This window comes from Arthrobacter sp. YD2 (genome assembly GCF_030410475.1).
Lineage (GTDB): Bacteria > Actinomycetota > Actinomycetes > Actinomycetales > Micrococcaceae > Arthrobacter_B > Arthrobacter_B zhangbolii.
Window position 1 is genome coordinate 395,496 of sequence record NZ_JAUHHB010000002.1, and the last position, 19,818, is coordinate 415,313.

General features: G+C 65.8%; 16 protein-coding genes and 1 pseudogene. All 17 read right to left on the reverse strand.

What is annotated here, in order from left to right:
* Positions 1–247: 247 nt before the first annotated feature.
* On the reverse strand, positions 248–1,897 hold the full coding sequence (locus tag QWJ37_RS08480; RefSeq protein ID WP_290245040.1) for an amidohydrolase: 1,650 nt from the start codon (positions 1,895–1,897) through the stop codon (positions 248–250).
* A gap of 49 nt (positions 1,898–1,946) precedes the next feature.
* Positions 1,947–4,799 (reverse strand): DEAD/DEAH box helicase, encoded by a 2,853-nt coding sequence (locus tag QWJ37_RS08485; RefSeq protein ID WP_290245041.1) that lies wholly within the window; start codon positions 4,797–4,799, stop codon positions 1,947–1,949.
* Positions 4,800–4,870: 71 nt separating this feature from the next.
* Positions 4,871–5,656, reverse strand: a complete 786-nt coding sequence (gene tatC / locus QWJ37_RS08490) for a twin-arginine translocase subunit TatC (protein WP_227901845.1) — start codon at positions 5,654–5,656, stop codon at positions 4,871–4,873.
* Between the two features lie 47 nt (positions 5,657–5,703).
* Positions 5,704–6,000, reverse strand: coding sequence for a Sec-independent protein translocase subunit TatA (gene tatA, locus QWJ37_RS08495; protein ID WP_227901846.1), 297 nt, complete (start codon positions 5,998–6,000; stop codon positions 5,704–5,706).
* A 33-nt stretch (positions 6,001–6,033) separates the two neighbouring features.
* A complete protein-coding gene (locus tag QWJ37_RS08500; protein ID WP_227901847.1) occupies positions 6,034–6,369 on the reverse strand; it encodes a hypothetical protein in 336 nt (111 codons plus the stop codon).
* Positions 6,370–6,413: 44 nt separating this feature from the next.
* A complete protein-coding gene (locus QWJ37_RS08505) occupies positions 6,414–8,384 on the reverse strand; it encodes a WYL domain-containing protein (protein WP_290245042.1) in 1,971 nt (656 codons plus the stop codon).
* A 97-nt stretch (positions 8,385–8,481) separates the two neighbouring features.
* A complete protein-coding gene (locus QWJ37_RS08510; protein WP_227901849.1) occupies positions 8,482–8,877 on the reverse strand; it encodes an FKBP-type peptidyl-prolyl cis-trans isomerase in 396 nt (131 codons plus the stop codon).
* Positions 8,878–8,928: 51 nt separating this feature from the next.
* The gene (locus QWJ37_RS08515) at positions 8,929–9,882 is read right to left on the reverse strand and encodes an FKBP-type peptidyl-prolyl cis-trans isomerase (protein ID WP_290245043.1); all 954 of its coding nucleotides are present in this window, start codon (positions 9,880–9,882) and stop codon (positions 8,929–8,931) included.
* 177 nt (positions 9,883–10,059) lie between these two features.
* Complete coding sequence (pafA, locus tag QWJ37_RS08520) at positions 10,060–11,421, reverse strand: Pup--protein ligase (protein ID WP_227901851.1); 1,362 nt, start codon at positions 11,419–11,421, stop codon at positions 10,060–10,062.
* Positions 11,421–12,161, reverse strand: coding sequence for a proteasome subunit alpha (gene prcA / locus QWJ37_RS08525; RefSeq protein ID WP_227901852.1), 741 nt, complete (start codon positions 12,159–12,161; stop codon positions 11,421–11,423). Before prcA ends, pafA begins: the two co-directional genes overlap by 1 nt.
* Before the next feature lie 2 nt (positions 12,162–12,163).
* A complete protein-coding gene (prcB, locus tag QWJ37_RS08530; protein ID WP_290245044.1) occupies positions 12,164–12,988 on the reverse strand; it encodes a proteasome subunit beta in 825 nt (274 codons plus the stop codon).
* Between the two features lie 3 nt (positions 12,989–12,991).
* Positions 12,992–13,201: a ubiquitin-like protein Pup gene (locus tag QWJ37_RS08535; protein WP_227901854.1), complete on the reverse strand. Its 210-nt coding sequence runs from the start codon at positions 13,199–13,201 to the stop codon at positions 12,992–12,994.
* A 40-nt stretch (positions 13,202–13,241) separates the two neighbouring features.
* Positions 13,242–14,837: a depupylase/deamidase Dop gene (gene dop / locus QWJ37_RS08540; RefSeq protein WP_227901981.1), complete on the reverse strand. Its 1,596-nt coding sequence runs from the start codon at positions 14,835–14,837 to the stop codon at positions 13,242–13,244.
* 14 nt (positions 14,838–14,851) lie between these two features.
* Positions 14,852–16,528 (reverse strand): annotated as a pseudogene (gene arc / locus QWJ37_RS08545) (proteasome ATPase); the annotation flags it as partial.
* A gap of 184 nt (positions 16,529–16,712) precedes the next feature.
* Positions 16,713–17,768 carry a tRNA (adenine-N1)-methyltransferase gene (locus QWJ37_RS08550; RefSeq protein WP_227901856.1) on the reverse strand — a complete coding sequence of 352 codons (1,056 nt, stop codon included), beginning with the start codon at positions 17,766–17,768 and terminating at the stop codon, positions 16,713–16,715.
* A 97-nt stretch (positions 17,769–17,865) separates the two neighbouring features.
* Positions 17,866–19,020 carry a site-2 protease family protein gene (locus QWJ37_RS08555; RefSeq protein ID WP_227901857.1) on the reverse strand — a complete coding sequence of 385 codons (1,155 nt, stop codon included), beginning with the start codon at positions 19,018–19,020 and terminating at the stop codon, positions 17,866–17,868.
* Entirely contained in the window at positions 19,017–19,745 is a 729-nt protein-coding gene (locus QWJ37_RS08560) for an HAD family phosphatase (RefSeq protein WP_227927798.1), read from the reverse strand. Before QWJ37_RS08560 ends, QWJ37_RS08555 begins: the two co-directional genes overlap by 4 nt.
* Positions 19,746–19,818: the final 73 nt, after the last annotated feature.

Genomic DNA, 19,818 nt, shown 5'->3' on the forward strand with positions numbered 1-19,818 from the left:
GCGTTGTATCGCGGCCCTTGCAGCACGGTCACGGCCGATCTGAGCAGCACAAAAACGACGGCCGGGTGTAGCCGGACAAGGCCTCTGTGCGCCTTCGAAACGGACGGTCCCGACTGCGGTTCTCATAGCCTACGTGCTGACCCTCAACTGTCAATAAGGCTGCTGACTAGGGGTTTTCCGTATTGTCGCAGGTCAGAGCGGCATTCCGCGGTGCATGGATTGGTTGGCATTTTTGCCGGGCTGCCAGCTACCCGGCGAGGTCCGATGCGCGGTACAGCTCTATGCCGTTATGAACGGTCTGCAGGCAGCGCGGTTCATCACCGGTATCCAGCGCCGGGAGCAGCGGCGTACCGGCCCTCGGGTCCGTACTCCAGGCCGACACGTTGGCATCCGGGGTTTGCACCATAAGCTCCTGCACCTCCCAGACGGCAAAGGATGCCGGCGCGCCCGGGGCCAGCTGGCCGAGCATGAAATTGCTCTCACCTGCCGCCCGCCAGCCTGCCCGGGTGTGTCCGATAAATGCGGCCCGTGCGGAAACCCGTTCCTTGGGGTTCGAGTGGAAGACGGCTGCCCGGACCCCGGCCCAGGGATCCACGGCCAGGACGGGGGTGTCCGAGCCCAGGGCCACGGGGACCCCGGAGGAGAGCAGCGAAGCCATCCGGTTCATCTGCCGGCTCCTCTCCCCCAGCCGCTGTTCGTACAGCCCGCCCGGGTTGCCCCAGGCAGCGTCAAAGCCCGGTTGCAGGCTTACGCCCACTCCGAAGCGGAGGAGCCCGGCAATAGCCGCATCGTCGGTCATTTCGGCATGCTCGAGCCGGTGGTGGGCGGCACGGATGGCTGCCTCGCCCACCGCGTCGGCTGCCAGCTGCAGCCCGGCCAGGGCAACATCCATGCCCGCGTCGCCAATGACGTGGAAGCCGCCCTGCAGCCCTGCCCGGGTCATCAGCTCCAGATGCCGGCCTACCTGTTCCGGGGTCAGGTACAGGGTTCCGGTGCCGCCGGGTTCGTCGGTGTAAGGCTCACGCAGGGCTGCCGTCCTCGCGCCGATGGAACCGTCTATGTTCAGGTCTCCTGCCAGACCGAGCAGCCTGCCCTCAAAGAAGTCCAGCAGCCCGGCTACCTCCGCCTCCGTTTCCACCAGCTGGCCCCAGTACGGCAGTACCTGCGGCAGCGGAGTCTCCGGAAGGGCGCCGTCCAGTCCGAGGAGCCGGCGCAGGTCCTCGGGAGGCGCAATGTGCGGGGCCGCCATTTCCGTCACGGCCACTATGCCGCGGGAAGCGGCATGCCTCAGGGCTGCCTGCTGGAAGGCCGCACGCTGGTCCGGGTCAATGGCGCGGGAGACGGTACGGGCCGCTTCGTGCGCGGCCCTCACCACAAAGCCGTTGTCCCACCCGTCATATTCGTGGAGCTGCATGTCGGCTGCAAGGGTGCCGGAAACCACCGCGCAGTGGACATCGGTGCGGGAGAGGTACACCGGACGGTTGCCGGAGGCCGCATCCAGTTCGGCGGCGGTGGGGACCCGGCGCTCGGGCCAGGACGATTCATCCCATCCGGAACCAAGGATCAGTCCCGCGGTCCCCTTCGCGTAGCTGCTGACCCGCCCGAGCAGGTCCGCCAGGGAGCTGCAGCCGCTGAGGTCCAGCGTTTCCAGGGACATGCCGAGTTCGGTGGTGTGGACGTGTGCATCCACGAAGCCCGGGGCCACCAGCGCACCGTGCAGGTCCACCACCTCCATCCTGCTGTCCTGGATGGAGGTGGCGGCGTGTTCGGAACCCACCCAGGCCACGGTGTCGCCATCGACGAGCATGGCGGTGGCGAAAGGGTCAGCGGCACTGTAGACCGAGCCGTTGCGGTAGAGCGTCAGGGTGGGGGCGCTCTGGATGGGACTGCCGTTCAAGGACTCACCTGTTTTCTGTAGAACTATCGGTAAAACGTACGGAACGTGGTTAGCCCACGTTGGAGTAGGCGACGACGCCGCGCCGCACCAGGGCAATGGCGTCAAGGAAGCGGCGGCGCATTCCCGGCGGCAGGTCCGGCACCTTCGCCAGCTGGTCGAGCAGGTCAATCACCTGCTTGGCCCAGCGCACAAAGTCGCCGGCGGCCAGCTCGGTGCCGTTCAAGGCGACCTGCAGATGCTTGCCCTTGACCCACTTGTACATTGGCCAGACCAGCCCGAGTTCCGGTTCCCCGGTCTCGGGCAGCCGGGATGCCTCTTCCATATCGGTCAGCTCGGACCACTGCCGGATGACGGTGTCCACGGCGACCTCCAGCGAGATACTGGGCATCTTGGGCCGCAGGCCGCGTTCCTCACGCTTGGCCTGGTACACCAGTGCCGTGGCAAGGCAGGCGAGCTCGGCTGCATCCAGGTCATCGAAGGCACCCTGTTCCAGTGCCAGGGCAACCAGGAGGTCCTTTTCGCCGTAAATCCGCCGCAGCTTCTGGCCGGCCGGTGTGACGGCGTCAGTACCGGAGGCATCCGGCGCCACATAGCCGTAGCGGGTGAGGACGTCGCAGACCCGGTCGAAGGTTTTGGCAATCGTGTTGGTCCGGCCACGGATCTGGCCGACCAGGTTGTCGGTCTCGCGGCGAAGCTTCCACCAGCGCTCAGCCCAGCGGGCATGGTCTTCCCGTTCGCTGCAGCCATGGCAGGGATGCGCACGCAGCTTGCGGCGCAGCTCGGCAATGGCCTTCTCCTGCCGTTCGGTTCCGGACGTGTGCAGCGTATTGGCACGTGCAGCGGCAGGACGCGGCGGCCGGTGGTCATGCAGCGCGTTACGCAGTGAGGAGGCAAGGTCGCGCCGGTCCTTGGGGGAACGGGAGTTAAAGGATTTGGGGATCCGGATGTGCGAGACGGCCTCTGCAGGACCGTCCAGGTCCATGCTGCTGATCCGCCTGATTTGCTTGTCCTCCGTCAGGACCGAGGGACGCACCTCGTGTGCGGCGGCATCCACGTCCAGGACCACGGCGTGGCCGCCGATGCGGCCGCCGGGTATGAGGATGATGTCGCCGGGACGCAGGTTCTCCAGCGATGCGGCGGCGGAGCTGCGCCTGTTCCGGGCACGGGACTTGGAAGCTGCGGATTCCAGGTCCGATAGTTCCCGGCGAAGCGCCGAGTACTCGGTGAAGAACCCGAGATGGCAGGTCATCGCCTTTTCGTACCCGGCCAGTGATTCCTCACGGGAACGGACCTGTTTGGCCAGGCCCACCACTGAACGGTCGGCCTGGAACTGGGCGAAGGAGGATTCAAGGATTTCGCGTGCCCGTTCCCGGCCGAACTGGGCAATGAGGTTGATGCTCATGTTGTAGGTGGGCCGGAAGCTGGAGTTCAGCGGGTAGGTCCGCCGTGATGCCAGGCCGGCAACGGCAGCGGGATCGGTTCCGGGCTGCCACAGCACCACGGCATGGCCCTCGACATCGATCCCGCGGCGTCCGGCACGTCCGGTGAGCTGGGTGTACTCCCCTGCCGTGATGTCCACGTGGGCTTCGCCATTGAACTTGTCCAGCTTTTCCAGCACCACTGATCGTGCCGGCATGTTGATGCCCAGGGCCAGGGTTTCGGTGGCAAAAACGGCACGGACCAGCCCGGCTGCGAAGAGACGTTCCACCACCTCCTTGAAGGTGGGCAGCATGCCGGCATGGTGGGCCGCGAATCCGCGGACCAGGCCTTCGCGCCAGGTCCAGAAGCCCAGCACTTCCAGGTCATCCTCCGGAATGTCCTGGGTAGCCTCATCCACCACCCGGGCTATTTCCCGGCGTTCCTCCTCGGTGGTCAGCCACAGACCGGCGTCGACGCACTGTCGCACGGCGCCCTCGCAGCCGTTGCGGGAGAAAATAAAGGTGATGGCCGGCAGCAGGCCGTTGCGGTCCAGCTGGGCAATGACCTGCGGGCGGGATGCACGCGGAATCCGGGTGATCGGCGGACCGCCGTTTCCATGGCCGCCCGGACGGTTGCCGCGGTGCCGGTCGCTGCGCCCGCCGCGGGATGATCCCCGGGCGCCGCCCCAGTGCCCGCGCTGGTTCACGCGGGACTCGGCCCGCGCGAGTTCGGCCAGTTCAGGGTTTACCCGGTAGCGCTCCTTGATGCCGGGCTGTTCGCCGGCGGCTTCGTCGAACGAGACATCGGATTCGAACAGGTCGTAAATGTCCCTGCCCACCATGACGTGCTGCCACAGCGGAACCGGCCGGTGTTCGGAGACCACCACGTCGGTGTCTCCCCGCACGGTGTCCAGCCAGGCCCCGAACTCTTCGGCGTTGGAAACCGTGGCGCTCAGTGAGGCAACCAGCACATCGGAGGGAAGGTGGATGATCACTTCCTCCCATACCGCTCCGCGGAACCGGTCAGCCAGGTAATGCACTTCATCCATGACCACATAACCAAGGTCCATCAGGGCATCGGAGTCGGAATAGAGCATGTTCCGCAGCACTTCGGTGGTCATCACCACTACGTCGGCGTCCGGATTGATACTGGTGTCCCCGGTGAGCAGCCCCACGCGTTCACTGCCGTACGCGGCCGCCAGCTCCGTGTATTTCTGGTTGCTCAGCGCCTTGATGGGGGTGGTGTAGAAGGCCTTCAAACCCTTTTCAAGGGCGAGGTAGACGGCAAACTCTCCCACCACCGTTTTTCCTGCCCCGGTGGGAGCGGCCACCAGGACGCCGCGGCCGGCTTCCAGGGAACGGCACGCCTCCGACTGGAAGGCATCGAGTTCAAAGCCCAGCGACTTCTCGAAGATTCCGAGGGAGGTTTTGCGATGTTCGGAACGTTGTTTTGCGGCGAGATACCGCTCCGAAGGAGACGTCATAAACCCAGCCTATGCTCTGTGTGCCCGGCACTGCGCCATATCATCGGTGGGCGAACGTGGACGGGGCCGGTTCAGAGCTCGTGTACGGGCGTGGCGGTGTTCACGTCCGCTGCCACGGCGGCTTCCCTCGATGCCTGCCTGCGGATCCGGCGCTTGTCATTGATCAGGCAGATGCCAACGGCAACGGCAAACAGCAGCAGCAGCGGCGCGGCGAGGTAGAACATGCTCAGGGCGTCGGCACCGGGGGCTGCCATGGCCGCAAACAGGCAGATCACAAACACCGTAATCCGCCAGTACTTCAGCACGGTTTTACCTGTGAGCAGGCCGGCAAGGTTCAGTCCCACCAGGAAGACAGGGATCAGGAAGGCGATGCCGAAGGCCAGCAGCAGCCGCAGCACAAAGGCCAGGTAGACGGAGGCGGTGATGACGTTGGAGCCGCCCTCGGGGGTGAACTCGGTCAGCACACGCACGGCGTTGGGCAGGATGAGCCAGGCCAGGCCGACACCGGCCAGGAACAGCGGGACGGCGGCAGCGAGGAACCCCAGGGCCGCCCGGCGTTCCTTGGTCTTTAACCCCGGCGTGACAAAGGCCCATGCCTGGTAGAGCCAGACAGGGCTGGAGACCAGCAGGCCGATAAAGACCGAGACCTGGATCATCTGGTCAAAGGGGGTAGCCACACCCTCAAAGTTGATCGTGGTGAAGCGGCCGTCGCTGTTGCCCGCATCGATGAGGGGCCTGGTCAGGGCTTCGAAGACGGGCAGGTACAGGAAGAACCCGCCCACGGTGCCCAGGACCACGGCGACGGCGGCCTTGACCAGGCGGTTGCGGAGCTCCCGCAGGTGCTCCTTGAGGGCCATCCGACCCTCAGGGTTGGATTTGCGCCCTTTACGCAGCGCCACGGCTGCTAGCGGCTGGCGGGCGGGTTACCCGCGGAATCCGGGGAACTTCCGGGGGTACCGGACGGCGGAGTCTGACCGGGGAAGAACGTCTGGGACTGTGCCTGCTGCTCAGGGTTCACCACGTGGCCCTCCACCGGGTCGGTGGCGGGTTTGGGGTCTTCGTCCTTCATCTGGCGTACCTCGGACTTGAAGATGCGCAGGGACTGACCAACGCTCCTTGCCAGGCCCGGAAGTTTCGGGGCGCCGAACAGCAGGATAGCCAGTACAACAATGACAATGATTTGCCAGCCTTCAAGCCTCATGGCGGGGTCCTTTCGTTGAGCAATAATTCTATGTCAGAGATCCGGGAGATCGCGCCATGCGCGCGGCTGTCCCTTGGCTGTACGGCGTTCAATGCGCCGCTGCCGGCGTGCGTCGCGGCGCGCGGCCTTCCCGGCCTCGTAGGACGTTCGTGCCGTTGCCGGTTCCATGAAGATCCCGCCGCCGCCCTCCTCCACGACGGTGGAGGACACCGTCTCCGGGACGCTGAAGGACAGTTTCGCTGAAGCGGTCTCGAACTCGCGCAGGATGCCGAGGAACCGCTGGAAGAGCCGGTAGCCGATCAGGGCGTAGAACGCCGCCGCGCCTGCCGCGAGGGCAAGCCAAATGAGTATCCAGGACCACCAAGGCATAGTCCCAGCATAGTGGAGTCTGCTGTGCGGGAACGCAACGGTTCCTAGGCGGGCGGATAGTTCGCTGCGGCCTCCCTTAGCCAGGCCTGCGTTGCTGATCGCAGCTCCGGCGGTGATGCGACGGCGGCGGCTCCGCCCAGCCGGGCAATGAACGCCGGAATCCAGTCGGTATGGGCTGTGCGCAATTCAACTGCCGTCCTGCCGTCGGGAAGGTCCGCGCGCCGTTCGGCGTCGTAGGCTTCGGCCACCCACAGGGCTGACGGCTCCAGCACCAGCACAACCAGGCTGTCCAGCGGCCCTGGCGTGAAGAGGCTCGACGGGAAGGCGGCATCCGTTCCGGGGGCATGGGTCAGGGCCGGCCCGCTGTCCCGGACGCCGTGGATACGGTCCAGCCGGAAATGCCGCATTGCTTCGGCCCGGTGGCACCAGGCTTCCAGATACCAGGTGTTGTCCACGGAGAACAGGCGCCGCGGGTCCACCGTGCGGTCGGTGAGCTCGTCACGGCTGGGTACCAGATAGCGCAGTTCAAGCTGGCGGGCGCCGGCAATGGCCTGCTGGAGCTGGGCCAGGACCGGCGCGGCCGCGGAGTCGTCCAGCCGTGCGGCGACGGCGGTTCCGACTCCGCCTGACTCCCCCGCTGCCGCAGCCAGCTTCTCCAGTGCACTGGCGACCGCCGCTGAGGAGCCGATTCCGGGAAGCGCCGAAAGCGTGTCCAGTCCTACGATCAGTGCCGCTGCCTCGTCCATCCCGAAACGTACCGGCTCGGACAGGTCATCCGCGTTCTCAATGTAGATCCGGTCATCATCGAAACTGACATCCATCAGGCCGTTGGGGTAATGCCGGGGTCCGCTGACAAAGAGCAGGTTCAGGTCCTTGGCCAGCTGTTCCTTGCTCACCCCGAACACGGCGGCGGTTTCCGCCATATCCGCGCCCTGGTTGGCCAGGACATAGGGCACCAGGTCCAGCAGCCTGGTGAGATGGTCCTGGGCGCCGGAGGCCTGCCGGTGCCCGGGCGCCGCGGGTACCTGCAGCTCGAATGCCGGCAGCGGTCTGTCCTGGACTTCAAGGGATGCCGTCAGGGCGGTCCGGACGCGGTCCACGTACTCTGCCGGCTCGACGGCGACGGCGGCGGCTCCCAGCGCCGCCGTGTCGGCAGCGAGGGCATCAAGGTCACGGACCCGCAGGTGCAGCCGGTCCCGTCCCCCGGATCCTTCGGTTACGGTCAAGGCCTCAAGGCGCAGTGCGGCGCCGGACCCGGGACGCACGTCCACGGCCGCCGGGCGTGGGGGAAACACGCCGTCGAGCGAGGCCAGGGAGGCATCCATGTCAAAGTCCGCGGGCACGGGGTAGGTGCCGGGCCGCAGCCGGACGGGTCCGTCCATCCGTGAGAGCCGGAAGATCCGCTCGGCGTTGCGGTCAAGGTCATAACCGGCCAGGTACCAGTGGCCGAAGCGGCTGCCCATGCCCCACGGCTGCACGCGGCGCAGTGAGTGCTCTCCGGCCCCGGCCGGCCGGTAACCGAAAGTGACCGGAGTGCGTGTCGTGGTGGCCTGCCAGATTTCGTCGAAGTGCGGGTCATTGGTGCGGATGGTGGGCTGCAGCGGAATCCGGCCGGCGTCTTCGGGCAGCACGCCGCGGGCCTGGAGTTTGCGCAGGGCACGGGCGGCGGCGGAGCCCAGGGAGGCCTGGTCCCACATGCGCGCTGCCAGGCCCAGGACCGCTGATTCCTCCGGTGTGAAGCGGACGCCGGGCAGACGGTACGCGTCCTGCCGGATGCGGTAGCGCTGGATGGTGTTGTCCTCGAACATGGGGTCTTCGCTATAGGACTCCACGGGGATGCCCTGCTCGCGCAGGAAGGCCTTGTCCCGGTCGAAAAGCTTCTCCCGTGCTTCGGGCGAGGAAGCCTCTGCATACAGTTCGATCTCTTCGAACAGCTCGTGCTTGGTAAAGCCCCTGCGGGTGGAGAGCAGGGCAATGACCAGGTTCAGCAGGCGTTCGGTTCTCTTGGCGGACACGGGAGCTAATCTACCTCCCTTCCGGACAGGGCAGACGACAAAGGGCGGAACCGCCGTCGGTGATGACGGCGGCTCCGCCCTTTGCGGAGGATTCGGATTAGCGGACGCCGAGCAGGTCCACCACGAAGATCAGGGACTCTCCCGGAGCCACGGCGGAACCGGCACCCCGGTCGCCATAGGCCATGGAGGACGGGATTTCCAGCCGGCGGCGGCCGCCGACCTTCATGCCCAGCAGGCCCTGGTCCCAGCCCTGAATGACCTGGCCGACTCCGACACGGAAGTCCAGGGGCGTGCCCCGGTTCCAGGACGCGTCGAATTCCTCGCCGGTGGAGAAGGCAACGCCCACGTAGTGGGTGGAAACCGTGTCGCCTGCCTTCACTTCCTGGCCGTCGCCAACAACGATGTCCTCGATGACGAGATCAGTGGGTGCGTCGTGTTCCGGGAAATCAATCTCCGGCTTCTGACGGTCGTATTCGCGCTTTCCGAATGACATGGTGCTCCTCGCGGTTGAGTCAGGTGTGTCTGGTGAATCAGGTGTTAAAGGCTACTTGACTTCCTGGATGTCTACGACAAACACCAGCGGACCGGACGGGCTGCTGCCGGAGGCCGGATCACCGTAGGAGAGCTCGGACGGCAGGACCAGGAGCACCTTGGAACCGGCCTTCTGGCCGGCCAGGCCATAGGTCCAACCGGAGATGACGTTGCTCAGCGGGAACTCGGCGGGTTCTCCCCGCTCGTAGCTGGAGTCGAAGGTGGCGCCGTCGCGCAGTCCCACGCCCAGGTAATCGGCCACAACCGTGCCGCTGGTCTCGAGCACAGGACCGTCGCCCTCCTCGAGGACCTTCACGATCAGCTTCTCCGGCTCCTCGGCGCCTTCGGGGATGGTGACCGACGGCGTTCCGTCCTCGGCGAACGTGACCTCGGGCAGCTTGCCGTCAGCGCTCAGGGATTCGACTTCCTCCGGGGCCATCAGCAGGGTCCCGTCCGCGTTGCGGGCGGCTGCTTCATCCTGGGTCAGCGGCTTCACGGTGTCCTTGGCGTCGGTGACGGTGAAGACGAGGAAGTTCTCCTCACGGCCCGTCTCTTCGTCAGCCGGAATGTAGTACGCGAAATCGGAGCCCACGGGTGCACCGAGCAGTGCGTCATACATCTGGGAGTTGCCGGTCTTGAGGTTTTCGTCCACGGCAATGCCTTCGGCCTGTTCCGCGGTGTAGGTCTCCTGGCTGATGGAACCGTCTTCAGGGTTCACAATGGCCAGACGGATCATCGCCGTCTGCTCGGCCGCAACCTCGGCACCGTCACCGTTGTTCACGCGGGTCAGCGTGGGGTCTTCCGCGCTCAGCGGCTTATCAAACTCCACGGTGGGGGCAGCACCGTCCTCTCCCCGTTCGATCTTCACAGAGGACAGCGGGCCGGCGTCGTTCCCTTCGCCCTCGCCGCCGGAGCAGGCGGTGAGGAACAGCAGGAAAGGAAGGAGGATGGCTAGTACTTTGCGCACAGTACTTCTTTCAGTGGTGGACATGGGTGTGATGCGGGCGGGCACAAGGGCCCCGGGGCGCACGGGGCTTCCCGGCCGGGAGCCGGGCGCCGCGCAACACCGCAACAGGCCCACCCTAACGGGTTCTCCTGAGTGAATCCTAGGCGCGGCGCAGGAGCCGGTCCTAAAGGCACGGCCTTAGAGGGTGGACAGAAGCGCTTCCACCCGCTCGTCCACGGAGGCAAACGGATCCTTGCACAGGACGGTCTGCTGGGCCCGGTCATTGAGCTTCAGGTGCACCCAGTCCACCGTGAAGTCCCGGTTGGCGGCCTTGGCGCGGCGGACAAAGTCACCGCGCAGCTTGGCCCTGGTGGTCTGCGGCGGCTGGTCCACCGCCTCCTTGATGTCACTGTCCTCCACCACCCGCGCGGTTTCCCCGCGTGCCTGCAGCAGGTAGAACAAACCCCGGCGCCGGGAGATGTCGTGATAGGTCAGGTCCACCTGGGACAGGCGCGCGGAGGACATCTCCAGGCCGTGCCGTTCACTGACCCGGTCCACCAGCTTCTTCTTGATGGCCCAGTCAATCTCGGTATCGATACCTGAATGGTTCCCGGATTCAATTGCGTCCAGGGTCCGTTCCCAGAGGTCCACCACGCGTCCGGTATGCCGGTTGTGCCCGCCGTTCACGGCCACGAAGTCCTTGACCCGCTGCAGGTAGATGCGCTGCAGTTCCAGCGGCGTGATGGTGGAGCCGTTGGCCAGTCTCAGCGGCTGCCGGCCCGAGAGGTCATGGGAGGTTTCCCGGATGCTGCGGATGGGGTTTTCCAGCCGCAGGTCACGCATCAACACCCCGGCTTCGATCATCCGCAGCATGAGGTCCACGGATCCGGCCTTGAGGAGCAGGGTGGTTTCGGACATGTTCGAGTCCCCGGCGATCACGTGCAGGCGCCGGTAGTGCTCGGCGTCGGCATGCGGCTCGTCACGGGTGTTGATGATGGGCCGGGACCGGGTGGTGGCCGAGGAGACCCCTTCCCAGATGTGGTCGGCGCGCTGGGAGAAGGCATAGAGGGAACCGGACTGGGTCTTGAGCACCTTGCCGGCGCCGACCAGCAGCTGGCGGGTGACCAGGAACGGGATCAGCACATCGGCGAGCCGGGAAAACTCCAGCCTGCGCGGGATCAGGTAGTTTTCGTGGCTGCCGTAGGAATTCCCGGCAGAGTCGGTGTTGTTCTTGAACAGGTAGACGCTGCCGTTGAAGCCTTCGGCCTTCAGCCGGTCTTCGGCCTCGTCCACCAGATCGTCCAGGATCAGCTCACCGGCCCGGTCATGGGCCACCAGCTGCGCCAGGTCGTCGCATTCCGCGGTGGCGTACTCGGGGTGGGATCCGACGTCGAGGTAGAGGCGGGAACCATTGGTGAGGAACACGTTGGAGGAACGTCCCCAGCTGACCACCTTGCGGAAGAGGTAGCGGGCTACTTCCTCCGGGGACAGGGGCCGTGAGTCCGGCCCTGAGTAAGCAATGCCGAATTCCGTTTCGACGCCGAAGATCCTGCGGTCCATCAGTCTCCTTCCGCGCTGGACAGCAAACGGTCCAGCTCAACGGTGTTTATCCTGCGGAAGGCCCTGACGGTCCCCCGTGTGGAGAGCGGGTCCCTGTCGAGGACGGCCACTTCGAGCAGGCCGGCGCCCAGGGGTTCAGCCGGCTGCCCGGATCCGGCGCCCTCGGGCGTGCGGGTGGCAGCCAGTGCACGCACTGCCGTCCGGATGGCGGACGGGAAGTCCGCGTCCTGGTTCCAGGTGCGCGCCAGTGCTTCGTTGACAATTTCGGCCTGTCCGCCCATTACCGTGTAGTTGCTTTCATCGGCGATTGAGCCGTCGAAATTGAGCCGGTACAGGTGGTCGGAGTAGGGATCGGCACCGACCTCCACTACAGCCAGTTCCACCTCGAACGGCTTGCCCTCGGTGGTAAAGACCGAGCCCAGGCTTTGTGCGTAGACACTGGCAAGGCCGCGCGCGGAGACGTCCTCCCGGGAATAGGAGTAGCCGCGCACGTCAGCGAACCGGATGCCTGCCTGGCGCAGGCTTTCGAATTCGTTGTATTTGCCAACGGCGGCGAAACCGATGCGGTCGTAGATTTCGCTGAGTTTATGCAGTGACGGCGAGGGGTTCTCCGCCACCAGGGCAATGCCCTCGCGGCAGGTAAGCACCACCACTGAGCGTCCCCTGGCGATGCCTTTCCGGGCGAAATCCGCCCGGTCCTTCATGAGCTGTTCGGGCGAGACGTAGAACTGCTGGGTCACGGTTACGCCTCCAGTCCGGCGGCGGAGCGCCGTTGGATCAGGTCAGTCGAAAGTTCCTGCAGCTCGCGTTCGGGGATTTCCCGGTTCCCGGCGCTGTTGACCACGTAGATCACGGGCCAGAGGCGGCGCACCACATCGGGCCCGCCGGTGGCCGAATCGTCGTCGGCGGCGTCGTAGAGGGATTCCACCGCCACCCGGACCGCTTCGTCCTCGTCCATATTCGGCCGCCAGAGTTTCTTCAGGGCGCCCCTGGCAAACACGGATCCGGAGCCTACCGAGTGGTGCTCATATTCCTCATAACGGCCGCCGGTGACGTCGTAGGAGAAGAGCCGCCCGGTCCGCCGCTGCGTGTCGTAGCCGGCGAACAGCGGAACCACGGCCAGTCCCTGCAGCGCCAGCGGCAGGTTGGAGCGCACCATGGCTGCGAGCCGGTTGGACTTGCCGTCCAGGCTCATGGGCGTGCCTTCGATCTTTTCGTAATGCTCCAGCTCCACCTGGAACAGGCGGATCATGTCCAGGGCAAGCCCAGCGGTACCGGCAATGCCCAGGACGGAGTAATTGTCCGCCGGGAACACCTTCTTGATGTGCCGGCTGGCAATCATGTTGCCCATGGTCGCCCGCCGGTCCCCCGCCATCAGGACGCCGCCCGCGTAGGACAGCGAGACGATGGTGGTGGCCTGCGGAGCCAGCCCGGCTCCGGATCCCGCGGATACGGGCCCGAGGGTCCGCGATGAGGGCAGCAGTTCCGGGTTATGCCTGGTGAGATGTTCGGTGAAGGAGGACGAGGGTGCTTGATGGACAGCGGCAGCAGGGTCCCGGGGGCCCATCCGTCACTGACCGCCCTTTTGGATAAAACCGCGGACAAACTCTTCCGCGTTGTTCTCGAGGACACCGTCAATCTCATCCAGCAGGTCGTCCACGCCTTCTGTTTCCGCGCTGGCCGCGGGTGCCTCCGTCTCGGCTGTGGGAGGAGGAACTGCTTCGGTTTCCTCCTGTTCGGCGGGATGCGTTCCGGTGGTTTTGCGGTCCTGGGTTGCCATGATGCGAAGCCCTTTCTTGCCCGGGGGATGAATCCTAGTCCTATGGTGCCACGGTGGCCGCTGAACCGGTCAGGAGTCTGGCGACAAAATCCTCCGCATCGGCGGAAGCGTTGAAAAGTTCCTCGGTCAGGGCCCTGGTTCCGCGCAGCGGCTCCCGGGTGGGGATGCGCTGAAGCCGCCGGCGGGAGGGCAGTTCAAAGATGATGGAATCCCAGCTCGCCCCGATCACTTCACGCGGGAAGCGTCGGAGGCAGTTGCCGCGGAAATAGGCGCGGGTGTCCTCGGGCGGATGCGTCACGGCCCGGGCGATCTCCTCATCGGTGAGCACCCGGTCCATCTGCCCGCGTGCGGCCAGCCGGTAGTACAAACCCTTTTCCGGGCGCATGTCCGAGTACTGCAGGTCCACCAGATGCAGGCGTGCATCGGACCAGGCCAGCCCGTCGCGTTCCCGGTAGGCCTGCAGGATTTTCAGCTTGGCCACCCAGTCCACCGAGGCTGCGGCTTCCAGCGGATCCCGTTTCAGCGTGCCCACCAGCGACGTCCAGCGGGAGAGGATGTCCTCGGTGTCCGCGTCCGCCTCCCCTGCCGCGCGGGCGTGGGCGGCGGCGGCCTGGAGATACATCTCCTGCAGGTCCAGGCCGGTGACCATCCGGCCGTCGGCCAGTTCAACCAGCTGCTGCAGGGTGGGATCGTGGCTGATCGCCTGCAGTGCGCCCACCGGATCCCGGAGCTCTATGGCGGGAACGGTGCCGGCCTCGATCATGGACAGGACCAGGGAGGTGGTGCCCGTCTTCAGCAGCGCGGACACCTCACTTAGGTTCGCATCACCGATGATCACGTGCAGCCGGCGGTATTTTTCCGCCACCGCGTGCGGCTCATCCCGCGTGTTGATAATCGGCCGCCGGATGGTGGTCTCCAGGCCGACTTCGGTTTCGAAGAAATCCGCCCGCTGGCTCAGCTGGAACCCCTGGCGCTGGTTGTTGGTGCCGATACCCACCCGGCCCGAGCCGACAATGACCTGGCGTGAAACAAAAAACGGCACCAGACCGCTGACAAGGCTGCCGAACGGGACGCTGCGGGGCACCAGGTAGTTCTCGTGGGAACCGTAGGAGGCGCCTTTGTTGTCGGTGTTGTTTTTGTACAGGTTCACGGGAGCAAAACCCGGCATACGCGCAATGTGGCGCATCGCCGCGAGCACCACCGCGTCCCCGGCCTTGTCCCACAGCACTGCGTCGCGCGGCCGGGTGACCTCCGGGGACGAGTACTCCGGATGGGCATGGTCCACGTACAGGCGTGCCCCGTTACCCAGCACCATGTTCATCAGCACCGGATTATCGGAGGTCTGCTCCCCGTAGAGGGCAGCGGGTCCCCCGCCCTCCAATGCGATCTGTTCGGCGTCGAGCACCGGCGGATCATCGGTGAGCTGGGTGGGATCCGCCGCCGCCCGGGGCACCGCAAATCCGCGGGCATCATTGAGCGGTGCCTCGTCCGTGTAGTCCCAGCGCGTTCCGGAGAGGTTGCCCGCTCCGGCACGCAGGCTCGCCGCGTAGGCGTTGACAATCTGGCTGGAGAGCACAGTGGCGTTGGCCGAGGGCAGCGACGGCGCCAGGATCCCGTATTCGGTCTCGGTTCCCATCACGCGGCGCACGGTCACAGATACTGCCCCGGGTTGGCGGCGGTTTCGATGGTGCGGCCCGGTTCCTGACCGGCCTTGCCCTGGACGATGGTGCGGATATAGGTAATGCGCTCGCCCTTCTTGCCCGAGATCCGTGCCCAGTCATCCGGATTGGTGGTGTTGGGCATATCCTCATGCTCGCGGAATTCATCCACGACGGCGCGCATCAGGTGTTCGATGCGCAAACCGCGCTGATGCAGCTGGAGCAGGTCCTTGATGGCGTACTTCTTGGCCCGGTCCACAACGTTCTGGATCACCGCCCCGGAGTTGAAGTCCTTGAAGTACAGCATCTCGGTGTCCCCGTTGGCGTAGGTGACTTCCAGATACTCGTTGGCCTTGTCCTCTGCGTACATCTTTTCCACTGTGCGGCGGATCATTTCACGGACCGTGGCCACCGGATCGTAGCCGTGTTCGGCCAGGTCTTCCCGGTGCAGGGGAAGGTCCGGGGTCAGGTACTTGGTGAAGATCTCTGCGGCTCCTTCCGCGTCGGGCCGCTGGATCTTGATCTTCACGTCAAGCCGTCCCGGCCGCAGGATGGCCGGATCGATCATGTCTTCACGGTTCGAGGCGCCGATGACGATCACGTTTTCCAGCTTTTCGACGCCGTCGATCTCGCTGAGCAGCTGCGGAACAATGGTGGTTTCGACGTCGGAGGACACTCCGGTTCCACGGGTGCGGAAGAGCGAATCCATTTCGTCGAAGAACACGACCACGGGGCTTCCGTCCGAGCCCTTTTCCCGTGCCCTGCCGAAGATCAGCCGGATGTGGCGCTCGGTCTCCCCCACGTACTTATCCAGCAGTTCGGGACCCTTGATGTTCAGGAAGTAGCTGCGTGCCCCCTGCATGCCGGTCTGTTCCATCACCCGGGCAGCCAGGGCATGTGCCACGGCTTTGGCAATCAGGGTTTTGCCGCAGCCGGGAGGGCCGTAGAGCAAAATGCCCTTGGGTGGCTTCAAGCCGTGTTCGCGGTACAGGTCCGGATGCATAAAGGGCAGTTCCACTGCGTCGCGGATCTGTTCGATCTGCGGACCCAGGCCGCCGATGTCTGCGTAGGAGATGTCCGGGACCTCTTCCAGGACGAGGTTCTCCACTTCACTGCGCGGAATCTTCTCCAGCGCGTAGCCGATGCGGGTGTCCACGGTCAGCGCGTCACCCACCCGCACTTTCTCCCGGCCAAGGGGACCATTGAGCCGGACCACGCGCTCGTCGTCGGCCCGGCCGATCACCAGCACCCGGTCCGATCCCAGGAGTTCCTTCACCGTGAACAGTTCGCCCGCCCGTTCAAAGCCGAGCGCAGCTATCACGGTGAGGGATTCGTTGAGCAGTACCTCCTGGCCCGGGACTATCTGTCCCAGGTCCAGGAGGGGGGAAACCGCCACGCGCAGTTTGCGCCCGGACTGGATGATGTCCAGGCTCTCCTGGACGGCTGCCGCGGTGGTCACACCGGGCTGCGCGTCACCGCGCTGGTTGACTCCGATCACGGTGCCAAAGCTGAAAGGTGTGGCACCCTCGTTCTCCAGGGCATCCTTCAACCGGATGATCTCCGACTTCGCGGTCTCCAGCATGGCCACGAGCCGGGCGTTGTTGTGTGTCAGGGCAGCAAGCTGCCGGTCCAGATTCCGTAGTTTGTCACGAAGGACATTCAACTGCCGTGCTTCCGTGCTGGTTCCAGCCGCTGAGGATACGGGCCGGGTTTCCCCGGTTCCCGGTCCGGTGTTCTCGGGTTCAGCCATCATGCCGACCGCCTTCACGTTGCTCTGGGTCTGTCCAACGACAGTAACCCAGGGCGCCGTGAGAAACACGGGGTCAGGTCTCTTGTGTTTCGGCAGTTACCCGTTATGGGGTGCCGGACTCCTGCTGGAACTTTTCAGCGCTTTCCAACGCACCCCGCTGGACGGTGGAACTGGCGTCCCGTGCCGCCCGGCGCAGCTTGTGGGCTGAGACCTCCCGCTCGCCCACCGCAGCGGGGGTCCAGGCGTTCATGTCCTCTTCGCTGAAGTTGGTCTTGGACGCCCGGCGCTTGGCCACGAGGCCGGTGGCACCCTCGGCCAGCCGGCGGGCTGTCAGAAGGAAACCGGTGTGCGCCACCATGCGGTGGTCCGGCCGTACGGCAAGCCCCTCCAGGTGCCAGCCACGGACCATGGATTCCCAGCCATCGGGTTCGGTGAAGCGGCCGTCAGCCCGGATGGCCTCTGCGGTGCGGGAGAGCTGGGTAACCGTGGCGACGTAGGAAATCCATACACCGCCCGGGGCCAGGACGGTGGCAACGGCGTCGGTGCATTCCCAGGGGGCGAGCATGTCCAGGACCACCCGGTCCACGCTGCCGGGTGCCTGGGTCTTCACCACTTCGTCCTGGAAGTCGCCCAGGCTGATGTCCCAGGCCGGGTGCGGTCCGCCGAAGAAGGTCTCCACGTTGCCGCGGGCAATCTGTGCGAATTCCTCACGCCGTTCGTAGGAGTGCAGGCTGCCCTGGTCGCCCACGGCACGCAGCAGTGAAATGCTCAGCGCACCGGAACCGACGCCGGCTTCCACCACCCGCGCGCCCGGGTAGATATCCGCCATGGTGACGATCTGCGCCGCGTCCTTGGGGTAGACCACGGCCGCACCGCGGGGCATGGAGAGGACGAAGTCGGAGAGCAGCGGGCGAAGGATCTGGTACTGGTGGCCGGCCGTGTTCGTGACAACGGACCCTTCGGGCAGCCCGATGACGGAGTCGTGCTGCAGGTAGCCGCGGTGCGTGTGGAATGCCCCGCCCTCGGTGAGGGTGATGGTGTTCCGGCGTCCCTTTTCGTCGGTGAGCTGGACCCGCTCGCCGGGGCGCAGCGGCCCCCTGCGGATTTCAGCTCCGTGCGGCGCTGCGGCGGTGTCCTGCTCCTGGTTATCGGAGTTCATGGTGTTTCCTTTGGTTCTTGTGCGGGTCTGTACTGCCTCGGACCGGTGAGGGGCGGGGCGGGGTCAATGTGGGATACGGGAGGCTGCGGGTCCGGTGCTACCGGGCCGGGCGGGCCGGCTTGCCGGTCATTGCGGCGATGACTGCGGCCTTGTGGAGCAGGCCGACCACCCGGCCCTCCCGGTTGATCACGGCGTACTCACCGCCGGTCAGCTTGGAAAGGTACTGCACCAGTTCCTGCCCGGAGGCGGCATCGGGTACGTAGGCACCCGGGGCCAGCGGGCGGGAAACGGCATTTACCGTGACGGTGGCCGAGTGTTCCGGCGGCACCTGGGCCAGGGCACCGCGGTCCACCACGGCTTCCGGCTGACCGGTTGGCGCAGTGATGACCACAGCTGCGTCCGGGTGTTCGCGGATCAGGTGCGCGGCGACGGCGGCGGTGGACCCGGCAGGCAGCGAAACGGCCGGTTTCATCAGGGCTTCGGCGCTGACCTGCGGCAGCCGCAGCCGCATCCGGGCGTTGGTGATGGCAGCCCCGGCGCCCATCCAGAGGAAACCGCAGAGCAGTGCAGCCACCAGGACCAGGCTCAGCGACGGCGATTCACCGCGCAGGTAGGGAGGAACAAACAGTGCCGCCAGCAGCAGCACCACAATGATGCGGCCTGCCCAGCCGGCTGCCACGGTGCCGCGCTCCTGCGAGCCCGTAGCCTTCCAGACGGCGCTCTCCACAATCCGGCCGCCGTCCAGCGGCAGGCCCGGCAGGACGTTGAAAATGGCCACCAGCAGGTTGGCGTAGACAAAGATCAGAGTGACCAGCTGGCCTACGCTGCCGGCCGGTACCAGCTGCAGCACGCCGAAACCGATGGCTGCCAGGACGAAATTGGCCGCCGGTCCGGCAAGGGCGACCACCAGGGAACGCCCCGGCGTCGAGCGGAGGTCGCCGAACTGTGTGTGACCGCCCCAGAGGGTGAGGACAATCCTGGCGGTGGGCCAGCGGTAGGCCCTGGCGGTGAGGGCGTGGGCAACTTCGTGGGCGAGGACGGACAGCAGGAGCAGCAGGGCATAACCGAACGCGACGGCGTAGGCACCGATTCCGAGGTACGGGAACGCGCCGCGGACCTGGGGGCCGAACACGGCGACGATCAGCGCGGCGATAATGAACCACGAATAAGCCAGGATGATCGGCACACCGGCGATGCTGCCCAGCGGTATGCCTTCCCTGCGTCCGGTTCCCGCCGGATCGGTACTGCTCACCTGGCGGGCTCCGGGACAGTGGCGGGGAGCAGGCTGATCAGATCGCGGACACCCCGGCCGGCGAGCGTATCCCATTCGTGCTCCACCGTCCCGGGTGGCAGCGGAACGAAGTTGGGGATGCCAAGGGTCACGAGGCCGGCGGCACGGGCGGAGGCGGTTCCGGGGAGCGAATCCTCGATGGCCACTACCCGGTCGGGGCGCAGATCCGGAACAGTCCGGGCGAGCGTCTCGAATGCCTGCAGGTACGCCTCCGGGTGCGGTTTGCCGGCGTCGACCATGTCACCGGTGACCACCAGGTCGAAGCTGCCGGCCGGCAGGGACTCGACAATCACCTTCGCCAGGACCGGTTCGGACATGGTGACCATGCCGCACGGAATGCCTGCCTCCTTCAGCCCGGCCAGCAGCTCGCGGGCCCCGGGGCGCCACGGCACGTCCTGCCGCACCTGATCGGCCACGCGGTTGATGAGGCGGTCGACAATCGTACGGACGGGGAGGTCCACGCCTGCCTTACGGAGCATGCCCGCTCCGAATTCCAGGGCCTGGCCCACCATGGCCTCCGCCTGCGCCTCGGTCCATTCCACTCCGAAACTCAGGGCAAGGTCCTTCTCGGCGGCGATCCAGTACGGTTCGGTATCCACGATGGTGCCGTCCATGTCCCAGAAAACAGCCTGCAGGGACGGATCGGCGGAACTGCGGACGGAATTGGCTGAGGCGTGTTCGGGCATGTCCTCAGTCTAAGGGGCGGCGGCAGAGTGTGTTTCTTTTGCTCTCCGCGAAGCCCCGCTACGCGGTCCTGAC